Below are 21,752 nucleotides of genomic sequence, written 5' to 3' on the forward strand. Positions count from 1 at the left end.
GCAAAAATGCCAGGATTGCTTTCGCAAACCCCGGCATTATGGGATGGCGATGGGCCAGAGCCGACATTTGGAGCATCCCTCCTTAAATCCTGAGCGATTTAAGGAGGGGTTCTATCGCTTATTTCAGCGCAGCATCGGTGATCTCGTGGGTGTAAGCGCCAACCGGCTCCTTGCTGATGACCGGATCAGAGCCGCCGCCGAGCAAGGTGGCAACCGTGCGCTTGTAATCGGCATCATCCAGGGCGCCGTTTGAGCCTGCGGTGAGTTTTGCCACTTCGCTCATCATGCGCTTTTGGTGCTTTTCGGTTTGAGCGCCAGAGGCGTCATTTTCGAGCACAATCTCGGCGGCGGCGTCGGTGTTCTTTTCAGCCCACTTCCAGCCCTTCATCGAGGCGCGCACGAATTTGACCATTTTCTCCTTGAAAGCCGGGTCTTTCAGCTTTGGTTCCAGCACATACAGGCCATCTTCCAGCGTTGCCACGCCTTCTTTTTCATAAGGGAAGGTGATCAATTCGTCTGGCTTGATGCCAGCATCAATCACCTGCCAATATTCATTATAGGTCATGGTGGAAATGCAGGCGGCCTGCTTTTGCAACAGCGGATCGACGTTAAAGCCCTGTTTCAGCACTTTCACGCCATCCGGTCCGCCATCGGTCTTGATGCCCAGATGCGCCATCCATGACAGGAAGGGATATTCATTGCCGAAGAACCACACGCCCAGCGTCTTGCCCTTGAAATCGGCAGGGGTTTTTACACCGCTTTCCTTGAGACAGGTCAGCATCATGCCGGAATGCTTGAACGGCTGGGCGATATTGACCAGTGGCACGCCTTTTTCGCGGGTGGCAAGGGCAGACGGCATCCAATCGACAATCACGTCAGCGCCGCCACCGGCCAGCACTTGCGCTGGCGCAATATCGGGGCCGCCGGGCTTGATATCAACGTCGAGGCCTTCTTCCTTATAAAAGCCCTTGTCTTTGGCGACGTAATAACCGGCAAACTGGGCTTGGGTCACCCATTTCAATTGCAGGGTCAGCTTATCTGCTGCATGGGCCTGCATGGCCAGCATGGAAATGCTGGCCGCCATCAGCAGGGTGGTGATTTTGGTTTTCATGATCGTTCCCCTTTTTTGTTGATCATTGCGTTTATCGAGTCAGTTTTATCGAATCTGGCCACTGCGGACAGACGGATGCCAGAAGGTGACGGCTTTCTCCGCCAGCGCCACCAAACCATAGAAAACCGAGCCAGCCAGAGCCGCGACTGCAATTTCGGCCCAGACCATATCGACATTGCTGCGGCCAACCTCGGTTGAAATGCGAAAGCCCATGCCGACAATCGGTGTGCCAAAAAACTCCGCCACAATGGCCCCAATCAGCGCCAGCGTGGAATTGATTTTCAGCGCATTGAAAATAAACGGCCATGCGGCGGGCAGGCGCAGTTTGATCAACGTCTGCCACGGGCTTGCGGCATAGGTGTGCATCAAATCGCGCTCCATGCTGCTTGCCGCAGACAATCCCTGCACAGTGTTTACCAGCATGGGGAAGAAGGTCATGATCACCACCACCGCCACTTTGGATGGCCAGTCAAAGCCAAACCACATCACCATGATCGGTGCGATGCCCACCACGGGCAGGGCGGAAACAAAATTGCCAATCGGCAGCAAGCCGCTTTTGAGAAAGGGCGAGCGATCAATTAGCACCGCCACGATAAAGCCCAGCCCGCAGCCTGCGACATAGCCGGTGAGCACGGATTTCAGGAAGGTCTGTTGAAAATCGGCCCAGAGGACGGGCGTGGAATGGATCAGCCGTGTCCAGATCATGCTGGGGGCAGGCAGCAGAATGGAGGGAATATCAAAGCCGCGCACCACGCATTCCCAGATCACCAAAAGTGTGATGCCAAACAGCAGCGGCACGGCAATATTGGCGGCGCGTTGGGCGGGCAGGGCCGCAAAGCGCTGGCGCACCAGCCATTCATTGACGCCCCATGCAACAAGCCAGAACATCAGGGCAAAGATCAGATAACCCCTCATGCTTTGATCCCCATCCGTTTCAGCACAGCTGTGTGGGCGAGGCCCACAATGGCCACCAGAATGGCGGCAAGCCCTGCCGCCATGAAAAGCGCGGCCCAGATTTGCACCGTCTGACCATAGTAGGAGCCGGACAACAGCCGCGCACCAAGACCCGCAACCGCCCCGGTTGGCAATTCGCCAACAATCGCCCCCACCAGCGAAATTGCAATGGCCACTTTCAGCGAGGTGAACAGATAAGGCATGGCGGCAGGCATGCGCAATTTCCAGAATGTCTGGGTATTGCTGGCGTAATAGGTGCGCATCAGATCAATCAAAATGGCATCGGGGCTGCGCAAGCCTTTGACCATGCCCACCACCACCGGGAAAAACGACAGATAGGTGGAAATCAGCGCTTTGGGCAAAAGGCCGGAAATGCCAATGGCGTTGAGCACCACAATGATCATGGGTGCGATGGCAATAATCGGGATGGTCTGGCTGGCAATCACCCACGGCATCAGCGATTTATCAATGGCGCGGTTATGCACAATGGCAATGGCCAGCAAGATGCCAAGCAAGGTGCCCATGCCAAAGCCCATCAGTGTCGCCGAGAGGGTGATCCAGGTGTGATAGACCAGACTGCGCTTGGAGGTGATGGGCTTATCAATGGTGGTCGCCCATAGCTCGGCTATGATTTGGTGCGGTGCCGGCAGCACCGGGCGCTCCTGATTAAAGGTGCGCTCTATCAATTGCGTCGTGGAAACACTCTCGCCTGCGCGCGCCGCCTGATCGCGCACAAAGGACGCGTTGAGAATGACCACGAAGATGTGCCAGACGATCAGAATGGCGAGAATGACGGTGAGGACGGGGAGGACGTGGGTGCGGAAACGGGTCATGGTGTCACCGCCTGTGGTTTTAGAAATCTGCTTAAGACAGCCTCGAGAGTGACAAACAGATAATCGGGATTGTCGAGCACCTGATCATTATCGAACCGAAGCACGTTGAAACCTTGGCTTTGCAACCATGCATCTCTTTGTTCGTCGTGACGCTTGCCATCATCGGTTTCGTGGCTATGGCCATCAACTTCAATGATGATCTTCGCGGATAGCCAAGCGAAATCAGCGATATAGGGACCAATTGGTGTTTCCCGGCGGAACCTTGCGCCTCTTGGTCTGAAATCCCGCAGCAGATTCCACATTTCCTGTTCGGCTTTGGTCAACTCGCAACGGAGTGCTTTTGCACGGGTGCGGGTCTTGGGTTCGATGTTGGAGTGGGCCATATTTTGTGGTTTGGTTGATGTTGAATTTGGGGCTTTTTCCCCTCCCCAACCCCTCCCCACAAGGGGGAGGGGCTTTGGTGCCATGATCCACTTTTGTGCTTGGGGTAGGTGAGTTGCTCGATTTTGAGTTGCTGCGAATTCGAGCCTATTTCTTTCATGGAATAGGGTTGCGACATCGTAGCCCCTCCCCCTTGTGGGGAGGGGTTGGGGAGGGGTTTTCGTTCTTGCGCCAAGACTACTCATCATAACTATGCCCCGCCCGCAAACCTTCCCGCACCCGATGAGCAATCTCCAGAAACTCCGGGCTTTCGCGAATATCCAGCGGCCGCTCTCTCGGCAGGGTCGATTCAATCACATCGGTAACGCGACCGGGCCTTGGGCTCATCACCACGATTTTGGTGGATAGATAGACGGCCTCTGGAATCGAATGGGTGACAAAACAGATGGTCTTGTTGGTGCGATCCCAGAGTTTCAGCAATTGCTCGTTCAAATGGTCGCGGACAATTTCATCCAGCGCGCCAAACGGCTCGTCCATCAACAAAAGATCGGCATCAAAAGCCAGCGCGCGGGCAATGGAGGCGCGCTGCTGCATGCCGCCGGAGAGCTGCCAGGGGAATTTCTTGCCAAAGCCAGAGAGATTGACCAGTTCCAGCGTTTGCTCGATCCGCTTTTTCTTCTCCTCCGGGCTATAGGCCATGATTTCCAGCGGCAGGGCAATGTTTTGCTCAATCGTGCGCCATGGATAGAGTGCGGCGGCCTGAAAAACATAGCCGTAGGAACGTTCCTTGCGGGCATTCTCCGGCGTCATGCCATTGACGGTGATGGTGCCGGATGTGTGCTTTTCCAGATCGGCAATCACCCGCAAAAACGTGGTTTTGCCACAGCCGGAGGGGCCGATGAAGGAAACGAAATCGCCTTTTTTCACCTCCAGATCGACGTTGGACAGTGCATGCACCGGCCCATCATTGGTCTGGAAGGTGAGACAGAGATCTTTGGCGGAGACGACGGAGTAGGGGGTGTTCATTTTAAGATCGCCAGTTGTTTTGCAGCGGCTTTCAGGCTCTTGCTGATGGGTTGAAGAGACTCGCCTGAGCGATGCGGAAGCTGAATGACATGCGGGTGCTCTCTCATTTTAAAATCGCTTCTTGCCGATAAAAGCCGATGAGCCAATAAATCCAGGCTGCCAAAATGCCTGTCGGCATCAGGCCAAAGGCAAGCGGGGTGACATCGTGGTGAAAAAACCGGCCCAATGTCAGCAGTTGCACACAAAGAATTCCGGCCAGCGGTGAGGCCGCACCGGCCAAAGAAAAATGCCACCACCGGCGCAGACGCAGTTTTATCAGGCATGCGGTTGCCAGGAGCGTGAAAGGGGCGGCAATCAGCATTGCCGCCGGCAGCGTTTGGACGGATAATTTTGCAATCCGCAAAATACGGCCGGGATAGAGGGCAAACAGGGGTGGGCGGCCATAGGTGATTGCATCGGCAATCTCCAAGGACGCCCAAGTGCCCATCATGCCGAAGAAAACCGCTGCTATATAGCCGAGGCCAATGCGGCCCCAGCCAATACTGCGTGTTTTCAGCGGCCCGATGTTTTTCACATTACACTCCCGTTGCCGGAATGCCGGTGCGCTCGACTTTACGTGGCGATACCAGCTCTTTCCACGTGGATAGCGCCTTGCTCACCGCCGGATAAGGCTCGCGCTTGACAAATTTGCCGTGGCCTTCTTGTGTCTTCACGGTGCTTTCCTCAATCGCTACCACACCACGGGTCACGGTAAAGCGCGGCAGACCGGTGACGGTTTTGCCCTCAAACACATTGTAATCAATGGCTGATTGCTGGTTGGAGGCGGAAATTGTCTTGGAGCGCTTCGGGTCCCACACCACAATATCGGCATCGGCCCCCACAAGGATGGCACCCTTCTTCGGGTAGATATTGAGGATTTTGGCGATGTTGGTGGAGGTGACTGCCACGAACTCGTTCATGGTCAGGCGGCCTGTGGCCACGCCATAGGTCCACAGCATCGGCAGGCGATCTTCCAAGCCGCCGGTGCCGTTGGGAATTTTGGTGAAATTGCCGACGCCAAACCGCTTCTGCTCGGTGGTAAAGGCGCAGTGGTCGGTGGCAACGCAAGACAGCGAGCCGGATTGCAGACCGGCCCAGAGGCTATCCTGATGCTGCTTGTTGCGGAACGGTGGCGACATCACCCGGCGGGCGGCGTGGTCCCAATCCTTGTCGAAATATTCGCTCTCATCCAACGTCAGATGTTGAATCAGCGGCTCGCCATAGACCCGCATGCCCTTTTGCCGGGCGCGGCGGATGGCTTCATGCGCCTGCTCGCAAGACGTATGCACCACATAGAGCGGCACACCTGCCATATCGGCCAGCATGATGGCGCGGTTGGTGGCTTCACCTTCCACCTCGGCTGGACGGGAATAGGCATGCGCTTCCGGCCCATTGTTGCCCTCGGCCAGCAGTTTGGCCGACATGGCGGCGACCACATCACCATTTTCGGCATGAACCAGCGGTAGCGCGCCCAGCTCGGCACAGCGCGAGAAGGAGGCGAACATCTCGTCATCATTCACCATCAACGCGCCCTTATAGGCCATGAAATGTTTGAAGGTGTTGATGCCTTTGTCTTGCACGATGGTCTGCATTTCGTTGAAAATGCGCTCATCCCATGAGGTGATGGCCATGTGGAACGAGTAATCGCAATTGGCGCGGGTGGATTTATTATCCCAACGGGTCAGCGCTTCCAACAGCGACTGGCCGGGGTCGGGCAGACAGAAATCCACCACCATCGTGGTGCCGCCCGCCAGACCCGCACGGGTGCCACTTTCGAAATCATCGGCGGAATAGGTGCCCATAAACGGCATTTCCAGATGCACATGCGGATCGATGCCGCCGGGCATGATATAACAGCCGGAGGCATCCAGCACTGTCTCGCCGGAAAGATTGGGGCCGATTTCGGTGATGATCCCGCCGTCGATTTTCACATCGGCCTTGTAGGTGAGATCGGCTGTGACGACGGTGCCGCCTTTGATGACTGTGCTCATGTGTGTTCACCCGTGTTTGTTTTCGTTGTCGTTTGGCGGCCTTCGGCCCCTCATCCGCCTGCCGGCACCTTCTCCCCGCCGGGGAGAAGAGACCCGGACGCAGCCGCTTCGTCTATTGGAAAGCACAACGGGTACGGTGCACTCCCTCTTCTCCCCAGCGGGGAGAAGGTGGCTCGAAGAGCCGGATGAGGGGGTGGCCGAAGGCCCCTGTGCTTGCTCATTCCTATCCTCGTTTTCCTGGATAGAACCGCAATGTATTACAGCGTTCGGTGATCTCTCCTTCCAGAACTGCGAGGATTGTCGCAAGAACCTCGTGTCTTCCCGTTCGAACCTCGTCATTCCAAAACCGGAGCACATCATAACCCTGGTCATTCAACCAAGCAGTTCGTATTTCGTCTGAAGCGCTTTCGGCATGTTGGCTGCCATCCAGTTCAACGACCAAGTACCGTTCACGGCAAACGAAATCCGCAATATAGGGCCCCAGAGGCACCTGCCGCGTGAATTTATGGCTGTTGAGCAACCTGTTGCGAAGATCGCCCCAAAGTCGATATTCAGCATCGGTTTCATTCTGGCGAAGCTGTCTTGCTTGTTCAGTTTTGCCGGGGCGGCGTTTGGTGATGTCGGTCATGCCTTCGGCCCCCTCATCCGCCTGCCGGCACCTTCTCCCCGCGGGGGAGAAGAGACCATGGCGTAGCCGATTCGTCTTCATCTGCTGTCGTCGTGCAGTGCAAACCATGCGGCACACTCCCTCTTCTCCCCAGCGGGGAGAAGGTGGCTCGAAGAGCCGGATGAGGGGGTGCCGAAGGTTCATGATCACCCCACAACCTCCGCCGTCTCCAGCATCGCGTGGAGCAAAACATCGCAGCCCGCTGTTGCCCACTCCTTGGAAATCTCCTCGGCTTCGTTGTGGGAAAGCCCACCCACGCAAGGGCACATGATCATGGTGGCAGGCGCGACCTTTGCGGCCCAACATGCATCGTGGCCAGCGCCGGAAATGATGTTCATATGGCTATAACCCAGCCGTTCAGCCGCATCACGCACGCGGCCGACCAGTGTGGGATCAAACGTCACGGGATCGAAATGGCCGACGGCTTCGACCGAGCAGCCAACGCCCAGCGCTTCGCAAATCGTTGCGGCTTCGGCTTCAATCTTGGCCCGCATCCGGTCGAGTTTGTCTTGAGACGGTGTGCGAATATCCACCGTGAACACCACCTTGCCCGGCAGCACATTGCGCGAGTTGGGCGAGAAGAACACCTGACCAACGCCGCCAACCGCGCCCGGCTGTTCGCTCATGGCTACGTCCTGCACCATCTCAAGGATGCGGCCCATGGCGAGGCCAGCGTTAACGCGAAGGTTCATCGGTGTCGAGCCGGTATGGGCTTCGCGGCCGGTCAGCGTAAATTCCAGCCACCACAGGCCCTGACAGTGGGTGACAACGCCGATCTGCTTGTTTTCGGCCTCTAGAATCGGCCCTTGCTCGATGTGATATTCGAAATAGGCGTGCATTTTGCGCGCACCAACCTCTTCCTCACCCAGCCAGCCAATGCGTTTCAGCTCATCGCCGTAAGATTTGCCATCCGGGTCTTTGCGGGAATAGGCGTAATCCAGCGAATGAACGCCCGCGAAAACGCCAGAGGCCAGCATGGCAGGCGCAAAGCGCGCGCCTTCTTCATTGGCCCAATTGGTTACAACAATCGGATGCTTGGTTTTGACGCCAAGGTCGTTCATTGAACGCACGACTTCCAGAGCGGCCAGCACACCCAGCACGCCATCATATTTGCCGCCGGTGGGCTGGGTGTCGAGGTGCGAGCCAACATAAACGGGCAGCGCATCCGGGTCGGTGCCGGGGCGGGTGGCAAACATGGTGCCCATCTGGTCCACGCCCATGGTCATGCCCGCCGCCTCGCACCAGCTCTGGAACAAGGCGCGTCCTTCGGCGTCTTCATCGGTCAGGGTCTGGCGGTTGTTGCCGCCCGCAATGCCGGGGCCAATCTTGGCCATGTCCATCAGGCTGTCCCACAGCCGGTCACCATTCACGCGCAAGTTCACGCCGGGTTGAGCCGTCATTTTATCGTTCCTAATTTTTGCAGGGATTCCGATGCTGATCGAAAACCGCTGTTCCCTTTGTCTGACCCTTATTGTTGTTTTTGGGCCTTTGTGGTCTCTCACCATTGCCTTTTTAGAGGCACTGATTGATATTTGACCGATTGGTAAACATTACAACTTCCACTGCTGTACTCAAGCCGTAAAATGGGAAAAATTCTGCAAAAATGACAGGCGGTTGCTTAAAAACTGGGCCTGTTTTTTGGGCGGTTCTCTGCTTGGTATGGTGGGTTGACAGATGACAGGGCAAATGATGGCGATACCGAGAGCGGCCAAGACCCAGCGGCGCACCCGTATTCAGCAGGAGAAGGAAGAGCTTATCCTTCAGGCCGCACTGGATGTCTTTTCGCAACAGGGGTTTCGCGGCTCGACCATTGACCAGATTTCTGATGTCGCTGGCATGTCCAAGCCCAATCTGCTCTATTATTTTCGCACCAAAGAGGCCATGCATCGGGTGCTGATGGATCGGCTTTTGACCAATTGGCTGGAGCCTTTGCGCGCTTTTGATGCCGAGGGCGACCCGGCTGAGGAGATTTGCGCCTATATTCGCCGCAAGCTGGAAATGGCGCGGGATTTTCCGCGCGAAAGCCGGTTGTTTGCCAATGAGATCTTGCAGGGTGCGCCCAATATTGAAGATGTGCTCAAGGGATCACTGAAAGATCTGGTGGATGAAAAAGCCGAGGTGATTCGCAGCTGGATTGCGGCGGGCAAACTGGCACCTTGCGATCCTTATCATCTGATTTTTTCCATCTGGTCGACAACCCAGCATTACGCCGATTTTGATGTGCAGGTGCGCGCCGTGTTGGGTGAGGGGCCTGCCACGGACACCCGCTTTGACGATGCCGTGCGCTTTCTGGAGGGCCTGTTTGTGACTGGGCTAAAGCTGGGCTGATCAATCCGGCAGGGTTGCCATGGCCAAAAGCCCGGCGGCGGTAATGATTGCCCCTGCAAACACCCCAAAGGGTGCCCAGCCATGGCCCAAAGCGCCTTCAAGCAGAATGATGAACGTGGGAGTGAGATAACTATAGGCCAGCACCTTGGGGGCGGGCAGGCGTTGGGCGGCATATTGCAGCAACAAGAAGGTGATCAGGGTCATGACGATGGCCAGATAGGCCACCATAAACCACGCCAAAGGGGGCACACTGCCATAGTCCAGCGCCAGCAATTTGGGCGTGCCGGGAATGAGAATAAAGCCAAGCGTCGCCACTGCCGTCCAGAACATGAAAATCAGCGGCGGTTCATTCTCGTTGAATTTGCGCAGCAAAGGCACATAGATGGCATGGGCTGTGACGCCGACCAGATAGATCATCTCGCCCTTGCCGAGATCAAAACTCAGCAGCGCTTGAATATCGCCGCGAAAGATAACCCAAATCGCCCCAATGGCGGCAATGCTAAGGCTGACCAGCACCCGCCCGCGGGTGCGCTGGCGCATCAACAGCCAGGCGAAGCCCGCACTCATCAGCGGCATGATGGTGAAAATTGCCCCTGTCGCAACGGGAGCCGTGAACTGCAAGGCAATGAACATGCTGAGCATGTAGGTGGACATCAACGCACCAATCGCCAAAAACCGCCCCGGCCGCTTTGGCAAGGCGAAAGGATAGCGCTTGATCTTGAAGCAGATAACGCCGGTAACCAAAACAGTCAGCAAATAGCGCAGCGCCGTGAGCGCAATCGGATCAATCACCTTGGTTGCCATGCCGCCAAAGGAAAAGGAGGTGGCCAGCAACATGGCAAACAGCAGCACAGCCAGATGCGCTTTCAGCTTTTCCCGGCCACGGGCGTGCATATTGTGGCGGTCAACAGGAGAGGCGATGGAGGGAGATGTCATGGATTACTTCTTTATGGCGCTGTGGGAGGCTATAGAAGAAATTGCCTCACCCTTCCACCCTGATTGCACCGTACACGCGAAATTTATGGCGCTACCGGATCGTGTGAGACTTTCGCGCTGATCAGCCAGTGGCGCTGATTTTTCTGCTCGCATGGGTCTGGGTCATCAGCGCGAAAAGATCGTCTTCGCTCATCGGCTTGGCCAAAGCATAGCCTTGCAGAATGTGACAGCCCAGATCGCGCAGAATTTCGGCGTGTTGCATGGTTTCCACCCCCTCGGCGATGATGTCGATGCCCAAGGATTTGCCAATATCGACAATCGAGCCAATCAACCGGCGCTGCGGCTTGCTCTCCAAAATCGGCAGGGTCAATTGCCGGTCGATCTTGAGACGGCGCGGCGACAATTTCAAAAGGCTGAGAATTGAGGAATAGCCGGTGCCGAAATCGTCGATTTCGATCTCAATGCCGAGCGCCTTGATCTGATCAATCGCGGTTGATGCGGCTGCATCCTTGTCGTCAAAGGCAATCGATTCCAGCAGTTCAAACGAAAGCCCGCCAGCAGGCAGCGGTATGCTTGCCAGGCGCTCCATCAAGCCGTCATCAAACAGGCGCTGGGCCGAGATGTTGACCGAAACATGCAGCGTGTCGAGATGATTTTCCTCCCACCGTTTGGCGGCCTTGAGGGTTTGTTTCAAAATTGCCTTATCGATTTCGGCCACCACATTGAGGCTTTCGGCAACCGTGAGGAAGGAGGCAGGCGAGAGCAGCCCATGCTCGGGATGTTGCCAACGGGCCAGCGCTTCGACCCCGATGATTTTCAGGCTATGGGCGTCAAATTGCGGCTGGAAATAAGGAATGAATTCGTCGTTTTCGAGGGAGCGCAGAATGGCATCTGCGGTGCGCTTGGTGGCAAATGTGGCTTCCTTCAATGTGTCGGAGAAGAACTCCAGCCGGTTCTTGCCGCGGCGCTTGGCTTCATAGAGCGCGATGTCGGCGTTGATCAGCGCCAGTTCCATGCTGTCGAGGCTTGGCGGGATAAGAGCTATGCCAACGCTGGCTCCCACGCGACATTCCTGCCCCTCCCACGGGATCGGTTGGTTGATGGCGGTGATCAGTGCTTCGCCCATGGCTTTGGCCTGCTCTTCTGCCATGCCCGTGGGGCTTTGGCAGACCACGACAAATTCATCACCGCCGATGCGGGCGGCGAAATCATCCTCGTTGGTGAGCGCGTTGATCTGATTGGCAACATGGCGCAGCATGGTGTCGCCAGCGGCGTGCCCCAGCGTATCGTTAATGTCCTTGAAGCGGTCGAGATCGATATGCAACACCGCTGCCATCCCGTCGGAGGCATGGGCTGGCTGTATTTTGGCCAGATGTTTATCGAGATAGCGGCGGTTGGCAAGGCCTGTCAGTGGATCATGCAAAGAGCTGTACTCCATGGCACGGCGGGCATCTTCCAGTGCATGATTTTGCAGCTCCAGTGCCGTTTTTGCCTTTTGCAGATCTTCTTGCATTTTCACATCGGCGGTGATGCTCCAGTTGACGCCGACAATCTTCTTGCGGAAATGCGCATCGCGATAAACCGCGCCAAATGCCCGCAAATGTCGGACCTCGCCGGTGTCGGTGATGATCCGAAACTGGGTGGAATAATCGGAGTTGGTGCGAATGGCATTGTCAAAGCGCTTTGATGTTGCCTCGCGATCTTCCGGGTGAATCCGGTCTCTCCATACTTCGATATCTGTTTCAGAAATGTCCGGGTTCATGGCATAGAGCTGGCGCATGCGCGCATCCCAATGGAGGCGCCCTGAGGCGATATCCAGCTCCCAAACGCCAATTTGCGACGCATCCAGCGCCAGTTGCAAGCGTTGGGAAACGCTGCGCAATTCGCGTTTTTGTTCGTTTAGCTCGGCAATATTGGTTTGGCGTTCTTCCAGCAGTTTCGCCACCCACAAGATTGGGCCGAGAATCATGAATGCCAAGCAGAACATCAGCAAACGGCGTGTTGATGCATCTTTAGCGGCCGCATTTGAAACATTCTTCGGACTGGCCGCCAAAACCCAGCTCTGGGCACCGATGTTGACGGTCACGGTCAGTAACGCCGCTTGCGTTAATGGGCCATTGTCGAAGATCGGTGCGCCTTTTCGGTCGATATTGTCGTATAAGGCGATGTTGAGATCAAGCGAGGGGTCCGTCAGGCCGCTTTCCCGAAAGAGCCGGTCCACTTCAATGGTACCCACCAAAAGCCTGCGGATATTGGCGGCTGCTGGCAGCTTGTTGTCCACGCCCGCAAGACCCTCTCCATAATTGAAGGGATAAAAGATCTTCATGCTGCGTTTGTTGAGCGACGATATATGGGGGCGGGCCACCACAAAGGTGTTGTTTTTCTCAGCCGAGCTGGCGGCTTTTATGTCCTCTGGGTCAGAGGAAAAAACGTCTCCCACCAAAGGTTGATTGGGCAGGTAGGGGTAAATAAACGTCGTTGTCGTACTATCGACAATACTGATATCCGTGAGGCGCATCGGGCGCGAAAACAGCCGTCTGCCAATTTCGGCAAACCGTGTCTGATTGATGTTTGGCTCCGTCTCCATCACGGCGGCCAGACCTTGCAGAAGCTTGATATCGGATTTTATATTGCCTTCCAACTGGGCGCGAATGGGCCCGAGCTTGTCGGCCACGGCTACTCGACGATCTTCAATATGCGATTTTTCTGCCTGGGAATCGAAGATATAAACCGCAACAAACACAGCGATGCTGACAATAAGGGTTGGCCAATAAAATGTGGCGTACCGGCTTATTTTTTCCAACATATCGGGTCTGTGTTGTGCGTCTGTCATGCGTGCGCTTTATTCATGTAAAGAATGACCCTGCGATAGCGGGCAATTCAGGCCATGAAAGCCTTTATAAACTCTGAATACATTGCGGACAAATGATTGCAATCACGATTAATTCGCCAGATGAGGGCGCTCTGTTGCATTTGTGGTACTGTGGTATTTTTAATTTAGATATGCGTTAAAAATTAAAAGCTTCCGCCTGTGGAATCCGCCTAAACACCACGTCCTCGCTTGCCGAATTTCAGAGCCTTGGCAGGAGAGATGAACGCTTCGCCGAAGCTTTCAAACATGTTCTGTCGAGCAGATTTAAGGCGTCGCAGCGTCCTTTGCCATATAGGGCGCACGGCGCTGTATCATACAACTGCGGGACGCCCATGAAAAGGCGTCCCGCACTGTTGTTTTAGGCTTTTTACATATTATTCGGCAGCAACAACCGCCATGGGGTTGTTCGGGTGGGTTGTCCAGTTGGCATACTGGGCATCCACTGGCTTGCCGGTGCGCTGGTCCAGTTTGCCCGGTTCAAGACCAACCATGGTGATGCAGTTCTCGACAGGACAGACATTGACGCAGAGATTGCAGCCAACGCACTCGTCTTCCATCACCTCGAATTTGCGAAGACCATCGACCATGTTGGTAATGGCCTGATGTGACGTGTCTTCGCAGGCGATGTGACAGCGACCACATTTGATGCAGGCATCCTGATCAATATGGGCTTTGGCCACATAATTGAGGTTGAGATATTGCCAGTCGGTGACGTTTGGCACAGCCCGGCCACAGATGTCGTCAAGGGTTTGATGACCCTTGGAATCCATCCAGTCGGACAGGCCGGAGATCATTTCTTCGACAATCTTGAAGCCATAGGTCATGGCGGCGGTGCAGACCTGCACATTGCCAGCGCCCAGCGCCAGAAACTCGGCTGCATCGCGCCAGGTGGTGACGCCGCCAATGCCGGAAATCGGCAGGCCATAGGTTTCCGGATCGCGGGCAATTTCGGCCACCATGTTCAGCGCAATCGGCTTCACCGCCGGGCCGCAATAGCCGCCGTGGCTGCCCTTGCCGCCAACGGTTGGATTGGGCGCGAAATTATCGAGATCGACCGAGACGATGGAATTGATGGTGTTGATCAGCGACACTGCATCGGTGCCAGCCTCTTTTGCGGCGCGGGCTGGCTTGCGGATATCGGTGATGTTCGGGGTGAGCTTGGTGATCACCGGCATACGGGTATATTGTTTGCACCAGCGCACCACCATGGCAATATATTCCGGCACCTGACCAACGGCGGCCCCCATGCCGCGCTCGGACATGCCGTGCGGACAGCCGAAGTTCAGCTCAATGCCATCGGCTCCGGTCTCTTCCACCAGCGGCAGAATGGCTTTCCACTCTTCTTCCACGCAGGGCACCATGATGGAAGCAATCAGGGCGCGGTCGGGCCAGTTCATCTTGACCTGCTTCATTTCCTGCAAATTGACCTGAAGCGGGCGGTCGGTGATCAGTTCGATGTTGTTGAGGCCCAGCAGGCGGCGATCGGCCCCCCAGATGGCCCCGTAGCGCGGGCCATTGACATTGACCACCGGCGGGCCTTCCGAGCCAAGCGTTTTCCACACCACGCCGCCCCAGCCCGCCTTGAAGGCGCGCTCGACATTGTAAGCCTTGTCGGTTGGTGGCGCAGAGGCCAGCCAAAAGGGGTTGGGCGATTTGATGCCAACGAAATTATTGCGAAGATCAGCCATGATACACTCTCCCTCAAGCCACAGCAGTTGTGCCCGCAGCGGCGGCTGCGAGAGACAGGTTGATGCTTTCAGCCGCATCGCGGCCCATGGCAACGGCAGACACGGTGAGGTCTTGTCCGCCAAAGGCGCAGTCGCCACCGGCCCAGACACCGGGAATGGAGGTGCGGCCTTCCGCGTCAATGGCGATCTTGCCGCCTTGCATTTTCAGCCCGTCTTGCCCTTGCGGGTCAAGCTTTTGGCCAATGGCAACGAGGATTTGATCGGCCTTGATCTCTGTGATGTGGCCGGTGCCTTTCATCAGGCCGTTTTCCAGATGGGTATATTCAAAGCTGATGGATGCGACATGGCCATGATGATGGGCCACTTCCTTGGGCTGGAGCCAATGGCGAATGTGCACGCCCTTTGATGCTGCCAAGTCCTGCTCGAATTGCGAGGCATTCATATGCTCTTGCCCACGGCGATAGCAGATGGTGACATTTTCCGCCCCCAAAAGCTTGGCCTGCACACCGGCATCAATGGCGGTCATGCCGCCGCCAATCACCACGACATCGCGGCCAACCGGCACATCACCTTTGCTGTCGGCCTGGCGCAAATGGTCAATGAAGTCAACGGCATCCATCACACCATTGGTGTGGGCACCCGGAATGTTGAGTGCATTGACATTGCCAAGGCCGGTGCCGAGAAACACCGCGTCGAATTTTTCCTGAAGCTCCGCAAGCGTAAAATCACGGCCCAGCATTTGACCATGCAAGACATCGATATTGCCGATGGAGAGGATGTAATCCACCTCGGTTTGCGCGAAATCATTGGTGGTCTTGTAGGCGGCAATACCATATTCGTTAAGGCCGCCAGCCTTGTCGCGGGTGTCGAAAATGGTGACGAAATGGCCATGCATGGCCAGCCGGTGCGCGCAAGCCAAACCCGCCGGACCTGCGCCAACAACGGCGATGCGCTTGCCGGTTTCCGCTCCGGCTGTGTAAAACTGCCGACCCTGTTCAATGGCCAGATCGGTGGCGTAGCGCTGCAAGCGGCCAATTTCCACCGGGCGTTCTTCGGCGGTGTTGCGCACACAGGCCTGTTCGCACAGGGTTTCGGTTGGACAGACGCGGGCGCACATGCCACCCAGAATATTCTGGTCGAAAATGGTCTTTGCTGATCCGGTGGGATTGCCAGTCGATATTTGCCGAATGAACATCGGAATATCGATGGCGGTGGGACAGGCCGTCATGCACGGCGCGTCATAGCAGAAATAGCAGCGATCCGAGGCCACCAGCGCCTCATGGTCGCTTAAGCGCGGGTGCAGATCAGAAAAGTTTTTTGCATAATCGGCAGCGTCAAGCCGCCCGGCCTTCAGGCCCGGTTCCAGTCTTCGCATCGCAGTTCCCTCTTTTTTGTTCGAAGCGATTGGAAAAATGGTAACGCAGGTTCAAAATTTTATCAAACGGTAAAAATAAATTTTCTTGCACTGCAACGACACGGCTAAAACTATGATTATAAAGGATTAAATTCAGAAAATACGCTGGAGCGGTTGTCGGGGCAGGGTTGCAAATTTTTACGTTAAAACATGACAAAAATAATCATCTATATACTTTACTCTTTTTATCATGTTTTGTAATGTCTGTTCCATCAGGATGGCTGAACCGCCTCCCACTCGAACGGAGACGATACAATGGCAAAGCGTGACATGGTCAAAAAGAAGAAGGCCGACAAGCGCCCGGTGATGGCTGCGCCCGTGGATGACAAGGGCAATCAATCGGACATCAAAAGCTTTCTCTATGTTGGCGGGCGAGATTGTCAGGTGGCGCATTTGCGACAGATTGCCACCAATTATGGAGCCGAATTGATCCATCACGATGGTGGTTTGCGTGAAGCCGTTTCGCGTATTGATACCGTACTGCCGTCCGTTGATTGCGTGTTTTGCCCCATCGACTGCATCAGCCACGATGCCTGTCTGCGGGTGAAAACGGGTTGCAAGAAATTTGGCAAGACCTTCATTCCGCTGCGCAATGGCTCGAAATCCAGCCTGGAGCGGGCCTTGCAGACGTTGAACGAGCGATCTGATCCAGCTTGAAGGAAGGCGTCCGATGATGGACACACGTGATAAAAGCGCAATGATTGAGCTGCACAAGCTGATGGATCAGCCCTGCGATGGGCTGGTCAACGAGCTTTATGAACGCATGAGTGACCGCAGCGCGCAGATTATCAAACTGCCGGGGCTGCATGAGCGCAATGTGTCGCGCTCGGAGCATTTGGCCAATGGCCTTCGCCAACACCCAGAACAGGCAGTGGTGCTCGACTTTCCAAGGCCGCAATGGCTGCGTAACGCCGATCGGCGCTAGAGTTTGTCAGGAAAAAGTGGAATCCGGTTTTTCTGATCAGACAAACTCAAACATTAGGACGATGGGGCTTTTTTGAAAAATGCGGCCAGCGCCAGCAGCAACCAGCCGACCATCATCATAATACCGCCGGTGGGAGCGGCCATGGGAAACAGGCTGTTGCCGGTGAATTGTTTTAGCACGAGATCGGCGCAAAATAAAAGCGCGCCAAGGGCAATGACCAGACCCGACAGGGTTGCTGTTTTCACCCGATCATGGGCCAGATAAAGCACTAGCACGGCAGGCGCATGGGCAAGAGCGATGCTGGAGGCCGGGGCCAAGAGATTGCTGGCACCTGTGACATGGGCAGCGGCGGCGGCAAGTCCCACGCCACTTGCCCCGAACAGTCCTGAGAAAATCAGCAACAAAGGGCGAAAGCCTGACAGGTTCATGGCGGCTATTCCTTGTTTTGCATATGATATGCCAGCTTCTCGATGGGTGCCCAGATGATCTCGCGCAGCTTTTCATGGGCGATGGTGTCTTCCATGGCCCGACGAAAACACAAGAGCCATTCATCGCGTTCCTGCGGGCCAATCTCGGCAACAAAATGCCTGCGTCGCAGCATGGGGTGACCACGCTTTTCCATATAGATCGGCGGACCACCCAGATAGCCGGTGATGTAATCGTAAAACTTCTCTTCGCTTTCCGTCAAATCCTCAGGATGAATGGCGCGGCAACGGGCGGCCTCGGGCAACGTGTCCATCAACTGGTAAAAGCGCTGGCACAGCGCCTTGACGGTCGCGTCACCACCAATGGCTTCATAAAGTGTAATGGTTTTTTCGTCGCTCACGGCCTGCCCTCAAGGATATTTCTCCCCCATATTGCCGGTTTGAGGCGCTCAATCAACCGATGATGGTTGGATGTGGCAAGCGGGCACAGGCATGCAAGGGTTAAAAGCCCTCGTATCAGAGCTTTCAACGCGGCAAAGTGTGTTCGAGGCCGTGTATTATATTGCCCTCAGTTGGCCTTTTCAGGCACAAAAACGGCAATGCTGGTTTCGCTCAAAGTGAACCGATTGTCGTCTTCAGCGTCTTCGCGTTCGCGGGTGTCAAAAATCCGCGTCCAGCCTTCAATTCCCGGCAGAGCGGGCAGGGTGATGGTGTCATCACCACCTGCGTTAAAGACGCAAAAAACCGCATCTTCTTCGACCTCAAACTGCACAACATCGCGAATATTGGACAGATAGCAGCCAAACAACCGGCGTTCGCCATCTTGCCAATCACCATCTTCCATCGGTTGTCCGTCCTGTCGGAACCAGGCAATGTCCTTTTTGCCTTCGAGAAGTTCCTCGCCGGTCAAAAACTGCTCCTGCCGCAAGGCCGGATGGGCTTTGCGCAAAGTGATGATGGCCCGAGTGAAATCAATCAGTGCCGTATTGGCCTGATCCCAATTGATCCAGCTGATCTCATTGTCCTGACAATAGGCATTGTTATTGCCGTTCTGGCTGTTGCCCAGCTCATCGCCGCCGAGCAGCATGGGCACGCCCTGGCTGAGAAACAGGCTGGCAATCATGTTTTTGACGCGCAAGATGCGTCGGGCATTGATGGCCGCGTCATCAGTCTCGCCTTCAGCGCCCATGTTATAGGAATGGTTGTTGGAATGGCCGTCGCGATTGTCCTCGCCATTGGCCTCGTTGTGTTTTTCGTTGTAGGACACAACATCATGCAGGGTGAAGCCGTCATGGGCGCTGAGCAAATTGACCGAGGACGAGGCGGTGCGGCCGGAGTGGTTGAACTGCACCGAGGATCCGGCGACGCGGGCGGCCATATCGGCGGCCTGTCCGCCATCCTGCTTCCAGAAGCAACGGGTGGTGTCGCGATATTTATCGTTCCATTCGCGAAACGGCGGCGGGAAACCGCCCACCTGATAGCCGCCGGAGCCGATATCCCAAGGCTCGGCAATCAGTTTTACGCCGGACAGGATAGGATCCTGCCGGATGGCATTGAAAAACGTGCCTTCACGGTCGAAATCCGGGTTTTCTCGGCCCAGCGTACTGGCCAGATCAAAGCGAAATCCGTCGATATGCATGGTGCCAACCCAATAGCGCAGGCTATCCAGCACCATGCGCAACACCATGGGGTGCGAGGCATTCAGCGTGTTGCCGGTGCCAGTGGTATCAAAGGTGTGGCGCGGATTTTCTGGTGAGGCGCGGTAGTAAGACAGATTGTCGAGGCCGCGATAGCTGAGCGTTGGCCCAAGCTCGGAGCCTTCAGCGGTATGGTTGTAAACCACATCCATAATCACTTCTATGCCAGCGGCGTGGAAGCGGCGCACCATGGTTTTGAACTCGGTGATATGGGCCGATGACATGAAGCGCGGTTGCGGCGCAAAAAAGCCGATGGGTTGATAACCCCAATAGTTGCGCAAGCCCTTTTCAATCAGATAGCGATCATCAACAAAGCTTTGCACCGGCAAAAGCTCAATGGCCGTAATACCAAGCCTGGTGAGATGATCCAGGATCGGCTGGCTGCACATGCCCAGAAAGGTGCCGCGCAAATGCTCCGGCACATGCGGGTTCAGCATGGTCATGCCACGCACATGGGCTTCATAAATAATCGTATCGGTCCATGGCCGCCTTATCGCCTCATCACCGTCCCAGTCAAAGGCCGGGTCTTGTACCACGCCTTTCATCATGAAGGGCGCGCTGTCGCGCTCATCGAACGAGAGATCGCCGTTGTCATCACCAACGGTATAGCCGTAAAGCGCATCATCCCAGATCAGGTCGCCGTGAAGCTGTTTGGCGTAAGGATCGAGCAAAAGCTTGTTGGGGTTAAAGCGCAACCCTTCTTCCGGGCGGTAAGCGCCGTGGGCGCGGTAGCCATAGATGGTGCCCGGACGCAGGCCCTCAATATAGCCCGACCAAATATCGCCTTCTCTGTGGGGCAGGGCCAAGCGGGCAATCTCACTTTTTCCATCCTCGGAAAAAAGACAGAGCTCTATCTTCTCAGCATGGGCGGAAAATACCGCGAAATGAGTGCCTTCGCCGGTAAATTCAGCGCCGAGCTCTGGTTTCATAAACGCGAGAGGAGAGAAGGAAAAAGTCATAAAAGTCGGCTCCTGAAAAGGGCGGCAATGCGCAATCATAGCGTGTTGTCATGCGAGATATCATCTGTCACACCATGTGGGGCGTGGTGTTTGACAGGGCCGGGTTTCCACAGTCTCTGGCTTGTCCTACAAGCCATGAGCGCGCGAAAGGTTCCTGTGAGAGGCGACAATATTTTAGGAAGAGCGGTTTTATAGCACAAAAAGCCCAGCCGATCTTTTGAACCGACTGGGCCTTTTGGTGATATGCCTTTTAAAAGATGGCTCTAAGCCGCAACGCTGCGGAAAAATTGCATGCTGGCGTCAATGGCACCGGGAATCTGGGTGGTATGATTGCCAAGGATCACGTCTGATTTGATGGCAACCTTGGCAGCCTTTGCCCGCTTCATCAAAAGTTCCTGACCGTCATCAAAATGGGTTTCTTCTGAGGCATGCAGCAAAAGCGTCGGGCATTTGAAACTATGGGCGTAGCAAACCGCGCTGCGCACTTCAAATTCATGCGGATTGCTGTCGTCAAAGCGAATATCGTCGGGATAGCGATTGAAAAAGCGAAACGCATTGGGATTGCCGGAAATCGGCACGCTGGCGCGAAAACGATGAGTACTCATGGATGCCAGCATGGCAAGGGCACCGCCCACGCTGTGGCCAGCCAAAAACACCCGCTTGCGATCGACACCGGGCAAATGCGCCAGGCGCTCGGCGGCGGCCAGCACATCGCTCACCTCATCATAAAAGCCGGAAAAAATACCCATCTGGCCATTTTCTCCACGCAATGATGGCATCATCACCACATAACCTGCATCAACATATGCTTTAAGTGGTTGCCACTGGCCAATGCCCATGGCGTTGCCACCGTGAAGAAAGAGCACCGCAGGCTTGAGTTTTTTCTCACGCTTGTATTTTGAAACCCAGGCTGTCAATGAGAGCTGTCCGCCGCGACCGGATCGATAAAATATCCGCTCTGCATCCGGAGGTGTTTCAAGCGGTTCGTATTTATCGGGGGCAGGGCCTTTTTCGAGCAGGTGCGTGCGAAAATGCTCGCGCGCTTTCATATAGTCATGGCTCAGCAGCCGCGGCTCTGCCGGAATGTCAAAGGCCCGTGCCATGGAGGGGGCTGCGCAGGCCGCAGCCATTCCCGCCAATACGCTTCTGCGTGTGAGTTTCATGCTGCTCTCAAATTTTAATACCATTCGCAAAAATACTCCATGAAATACTTGCTATGGTGCATTGCTTTGCCGGGTACGCCAAGACACTTTTTTTTGAGCGTTTCTGGCGAGGGCGTGTTCGCGCCTGTTTTCATGTCCATTTTATGACACGAGTCGTTCCATAAGCATATTGCCGCCCAATATCCCGCATCAGAAAAAGGTGACCGGAGGTCGTTGCCTTGGAAATTCGATGCATTATTTTATGCATTTGCTAATATTTTCAGCAATGATGAAACGCGCTGTTTCAGCAAGCTGTGCCTGCCTGGCCAAAAACGCTTAGTTTTCAGGCGTTTTTTGTCAATTT

21 protein-coding genes are annotated in these 21,752 nt (G+C 55.4%); 4 read left to right on the top strand and 17 right to left on the bottom strand.

Annotated elements, in window-relative coordinates; genetic code table 11:
* Positions 1-118: 118 nt before the first annotated feature.
* The 9 genes from E6C51_RS00705 to E6C51_RS00745 form a co-directional block, all read right to left on the bottom strand.
* A complete protein-coding gene (locus E6C51_RS00705) occupies positions 119-1,111 on the bottom strand; it encodes an ABC transporter substrate-binding protein (protein WP_190234692.1) in 993 nt (330 codons plus the stop codon).
* A 45-nt stretch (positions 1,112-1,156) separates the two neighbouring features.
* The gene (locus E6C51_RS00710; RefSeq protein WP_190234693.1) at positions 1,157-2,026 is read right to left on the bottom strand and encodes an ABC transporter permease; all 870 of its coding nucleotides are present in this window, start codon (positions 2,024-2,026) and stop codon (positions 1,157-1,159) included.
* The gene (locus tag E6C51_RS00715; RefSeq protein ID WP_190234694.1) at positions 2,023-2,898 is read right to left on the bottom strand and encodes an ABC transporter permease; all 876 of its coding nucleotides are present in this window, start codon (positions 2,896-2,898) and stop codon (positions 2,023-2,025) included. The genes E6C51_RS00710 and E6C51_RS00715 overlap by 4 nt, the downstream gene beginning before the upstream one ends.
* Complete coding sequence (locus E6C51_RS00720; protein WP_230987008.1) at positions 2,895-3,365, bottom strand: endonuclease domain-containing protein; 471 nt, start codon at positions 3,363-3,365, stop codon at positions 2,895-2,897. The genes E6C51_RS00715 and E6C51_RS00720 overlap by 4 nt, the downstream gene beginning before the upstream one ends.
* A gap of 151 nt (positions 3,366-3,516) precedes the next feature.
* Positions 3,517-4,305, bottom strand: coding sequence for an ABC transporter ATP-binding protein (locus E6C51_RS00725; RefSeq protein ID WP_190234695.1), 789 nt, complete (start codon positions 4,303-4,305; stop codon positions 3,517-3,519).
* A 103-nt stretch (positions 4,306-4,408) separates the two neighbouring features.
* Positions 4,409-4,879: a hypothetical protein gene (locus E6C51_RS00730; protein WP_190234696.1), complete on the bottom strand. Its 471-nt coding sequence runs from the start codon at positions 4,877-4,879 to the stop codon at positions 4,409-4,411.
* Between the two features lies 1 nt (position 4,880).
* The gene (hydA, locus tag E6C51_RS00735; RefSeq protein ID WP_190234697.1) at positions 4,881-6,335 is read right to left on the bottom strand and encodes a dihydropyrimidinase; all 1,455 of its coding nucleotides are present in this window, start codon (positions 6,333-6,335) and stop codon (positions 4,881-4,883) included.
* A gap of 223 nt (positions 6,336-6,558) precedes the next feature.
* Positions 6,559-6,963, bottom strand: coding sequence for an endonuclease domain-containing protein (locus E6C51_RS00740; protein WP_230987009.1), 405 nt, complete (start codon positions 6,961-6,963; stop codon positions 6,559-6,561).
* Positions 6,964-7,148: 185 nt separating this feature from the next.
* Entirely contained in the window at positions 7,149-8,402 is a 1,254-nt protein-coding gene (locus E6C51_RS00745) for a Zn-dependent hydrolase (protein WP_190234698.1), read from the bottom strand.
* A 289-nt stretch (positions 8,403-8,691) separates the two neighbouring features.
* Between E6C51_RS00745 and E6C51_RS00750 the strand changes: the two genes are divergently transcribed.
* Complete coding sequence (locus E6C51_RS00750; RefSeq protein ID WP_146933057.1) at positions 8,692-9,330, top strand: TetR family transcriptional regulator C-terminal domain-containing protein; 639 nt, start codon at positions 8,692-8,694, stop codon at positions 9,328-9,330.
* Here the strand turns inward: E6C51_RS00750 and E6C51_RS00755 are convergent, their stop codons facing one another.
* Positions 9,331-10,266: a DMT family transporter gene (locus tag E6C51_RS00755; protein WP_190234699.1), complete on the bottom strand. Its 936-nt coding sequence runs from the start codon at positions 10,264-10,266 to the stop codon at positions 9,331-9,333.
* Here E6C51_RS00755 and E6C51_RS20205 point away from each other — a divergent pair.
* On the top strand, positions 10,265-10,387 hold the full coding sequence (locus tag E6C51_RS20205; RefSeq protein WP_269141795.1) for a hypothetical protein: 123 nt from the start codon (positions 10,265-10,267) through the stop codon (positions 10,385-10,387). The two genes, E6C51_RS00755 and E6C51_RS20205, sit on opposite strands and share 2 nt — an antisense overlap.
* Here the strand turns inward: E6C51_RS20205 and E6C51_RS00760 are convergent, their stop codons facing one another.
* The 3 genes from E6C51_RS00760 to E6C51_RS00770 form a co-directional block, all read right to left on the bottom strand.
* On the bottom strand, positions 10,388-13,099 hold the full coding sequence (locus E6C51_RS00760; protein WP_190234700.1) for a putative bifunctional diguanylate cyclase/phosphodiesterase: 2,712 nt from the start codon (positions 13,097-13,099) through the stop codon (positions 10,388-10,390).
* Between the two features lie 413 nt (positions 13,100-13,512).
* Positions 13,513-14,826, bottom strand: a complete 1,314-nt coding sequence (gene preA / locus E6C51_RS00765) for an NAD-dependent dihydropyrimidine dehydrogenase subunit PreA (protein WP_190234701.1) — start codon at positions 14,824-14,826, stop codon at positions 13,513-13,515.
* 13 nt (positions 14,827-14,839) lie between these two features.
* On the bottom strand, positions 14,840-16,201 hold the full coding sequence (locus E6C51_RS00770) for an NAD(P)-dependent oxidoreductase (protein WP_190234702.1): 1,362 nt from the start codon (positions 16,199-16,201) through the stop codon (positions 14,840-14,842).
* Positions 16,202-16,546: 345 nt separating this feature from the next.
* Between E6C51_RS00770 and E6C51_RS00775 the strand changes: the two genes are divergently transcribed.
* Together E6C51_RS00775 and E6C51_RS00780 are read left to right on the top strand one after the other, a co-directional pair.
* Complete coding sequence (locus E6C51_RS00775; protein ID WP_230987037.1) at positions 16,547-16,897, top strand: DUF2325 domain-containing protein; 351 nt, start codon at positions 16,547-16,549, stop codon at positions 16,895-16,897.
* Positions 16,898-16,910: 13 nt separating this feature from the next.
* Positions 16,911-17,165: a hypothetical protein gene (locus E6C51_RS00780; RefSeq protein WP_190234703.1), complete on the top strand. Its 255-nt coding sequence runs from the start codon at positions 16,911-16,913 to the stop codon at positions 17,163-17,165.
* Between the two features lie 53 nt (positions 17,166-17,218).
* On the opposite strand, the gene E6C51_RS00785 is transcribed toward E6C51_RS00780, so the two are convergent.
* The 4 genes from E6C51_RS00785 to E6C51_RS00800 all read right to left on the bottom strand — a co-directional run bounded on the left by E6C51_RS00785 (position 17,219) and on the right by E6C51_RS00800 (position 21,433).
* A complete protein-coding gene (locus tag E6C51_RS00785) occupies positions 17,219-17,593 on the bottom strand; it encodes a DUF423 domain-containing protein (protein ID WP_190234704.1) in 375 nt (124 codons plus the stop codon).
* A 5-nt stretch (positions 17,594-17,598) separates the two neighbouring features.
* A complete protein-coding gene (locus E6C51_RS00790) occupies positions 17,599-17,991 on the bottom strand; it encodes a group II truncated hemoglobin (RefSeq protein ID WP_146933074.1) in 393 nt (130 codons plus the stop codon).
* 167 nt (positions 17,992-18,158) lie between these two features.
* Positions 18,159-20,246: a glycogen debranching protein GlgX gene (glgX, locus tag E6C51_RS00795; RefSeq protein ID WP_190234705.1), complete on the bottom strand. Its 2,088-nt coding sequence runs from the start codon at positions 20,244-20,246 to the stop codon at positions 18,159-18,161.
* 263 nt (positions 20,247-20,509) lie between these two features.
* The gene (locus tag E6C51_RS00800; protein ID WP_146933078.1) at positions 20,510-21,433 is read right to left on the bottom strand and encodes an alpha/beta hydrolase family protein; all 924 of its coding nucleotides are present in this window, start codon (positions 21,431-21,433) and stop codon (positions 20,510-20,512) included.
* Positions 21,434-21,752 lie beyond the last annotated feature (319 nt).

It is taken from the genome of Gillisella terrae (assembly GCF_004801395.1).
In the GTDB taxonomy this organism is placed as follows: domain Bacteria; phylum Pseudomonadota; class Alphaproteobacteria; order Rhizobiales; family Rhizobiaceae; genus Allorhizobium; species Allorhizobium terrae.

Coding starts and splice junctions, on each gene's coding strand:
- E6C51_RS20205 (WP_269141795.1), top strand. CDS start 10,265: ATGGATTACTTCTTTATGGCGCTGTGGGAGGCTATAGAAGAAATTGCC.
- E6C51_RS00755 (WP_190234699.1), bottom strand. CDS start 10,266: ATGACATCTCCCTCCATCGCCTCTCCTGTTGACCGCCACAATATGCAC.
- E6C51_RS00760 (WP_190234700.1), bottom strand. CDS start 13,099: ATGACAGACGCACAACACAGACCCGATATGTTGGAAAAAATAAGCCGG.
- E6C51_RS00770 (WP_190234702.1), bottom strand. CDS start 16,201: ATGCGAAGACTGGAACCGGGCCTGAAGGCCGGGCGGCTTGACGCTGCC.
- preA (WP_190234701.1), bottom strand. CDS start 14,826: ATGGCTGATCTTCGCAATAATTTCGTTGGCATCAAATCGCCCAACCCC.
- E6C51_RS00785 (WP_190234704.1), bottom strand. CDS start 17,593: ATGAACCTGTCAGGCTTTCGCCCTTTGTTGCTGATTTTCTCAGGACTG.
- glgX (WP_190234705.1), bottom strand. CDS start 20,246: ATGACTTTTTCCTTCTCTCCTCTCGCGTTTATGAAACCAGAGCTCGGC.
- E6C51_RS00775 (WP_230987037.1), top strand. CDS start 16,547: ATGGCTGCGCCCGTGGATGACAAGGGCAATCAATCGGACATCAAAAGC.
- E6C51_RS00800 (WP_146933078.1), bottom strand. CDS start 21,433: ATGGTATTAAAATTTGAGAGCAGCATGAAACTCACACGCAGAAGCGTA.
- E6C51_RS00740 (WP_230987009.1), bottom strand. CDS start 6,963: ATGACCGACATCACCAAACGCCGCCCCGGCAAAACTGAACAAGCAAGA.
- E6C51_RS00750 (WP_146933057.1), top strand. CDS start 8,692: ATGGCGATACCGAGAGCGGCCAAGACCCAGCGGCGCACCCGTATTCAG.
- E6C51_RS00710 (WP_190234693.1), bottom strand. CDS start 2,026: ATGAGGGGTTATCTGATCTTTGCCCTGATGTTCTGGCTTGTTGCATGG.
- E6C51_RS00780 (WP_190234703.1), top strand. CDS start 16,911: ATGATGGACACACGTGATAAAAGCGCAATGATTGAGCTGCACAAGCTG.
- E6C51_RS00745 (WP_190234698.1), bottom strand. CDS start 8,402: ATGACGGCTCAACCCGGCGTGAACTTGCGCGTGAATGGTGACCGGCTG.
- E6C51_RS00715 (WP_190234694.1), bottom strand. CDS start 2,898: ATGACCCGTTTCCGCACCCACGTCCTCCCCGTCCTCACCGTCATTCTC.
- E6C51_RS00705 (WP_190234692.1), bottom strand. CDS start 1,111: ATGAAAACCAAAATCACCACCCTGCTGATGGCGGCCAGCATTTCCATG.
- hydA (WP_190234697.1), bottom strand. CDS start 6,335: ATGAGCACAGTCATCAAAGGCGGCACCGTCGTCACAGCCGATCTCACC.
- E6C51_RS00720 (WP_230987008.1), bottom strand. CDS start 3,365: ATGGCACCAAAGCCCCTCCCCCTTGTGGGGAGGGGTTGGGGAGGGGAA.
- E6C51_RS00725 (WP_190234695.1), bottom strand. CDS start 4,305: ATGAACACCCCCTACTCCGTCGTCTCCGCCAAAGATCTCTGTCTCACC.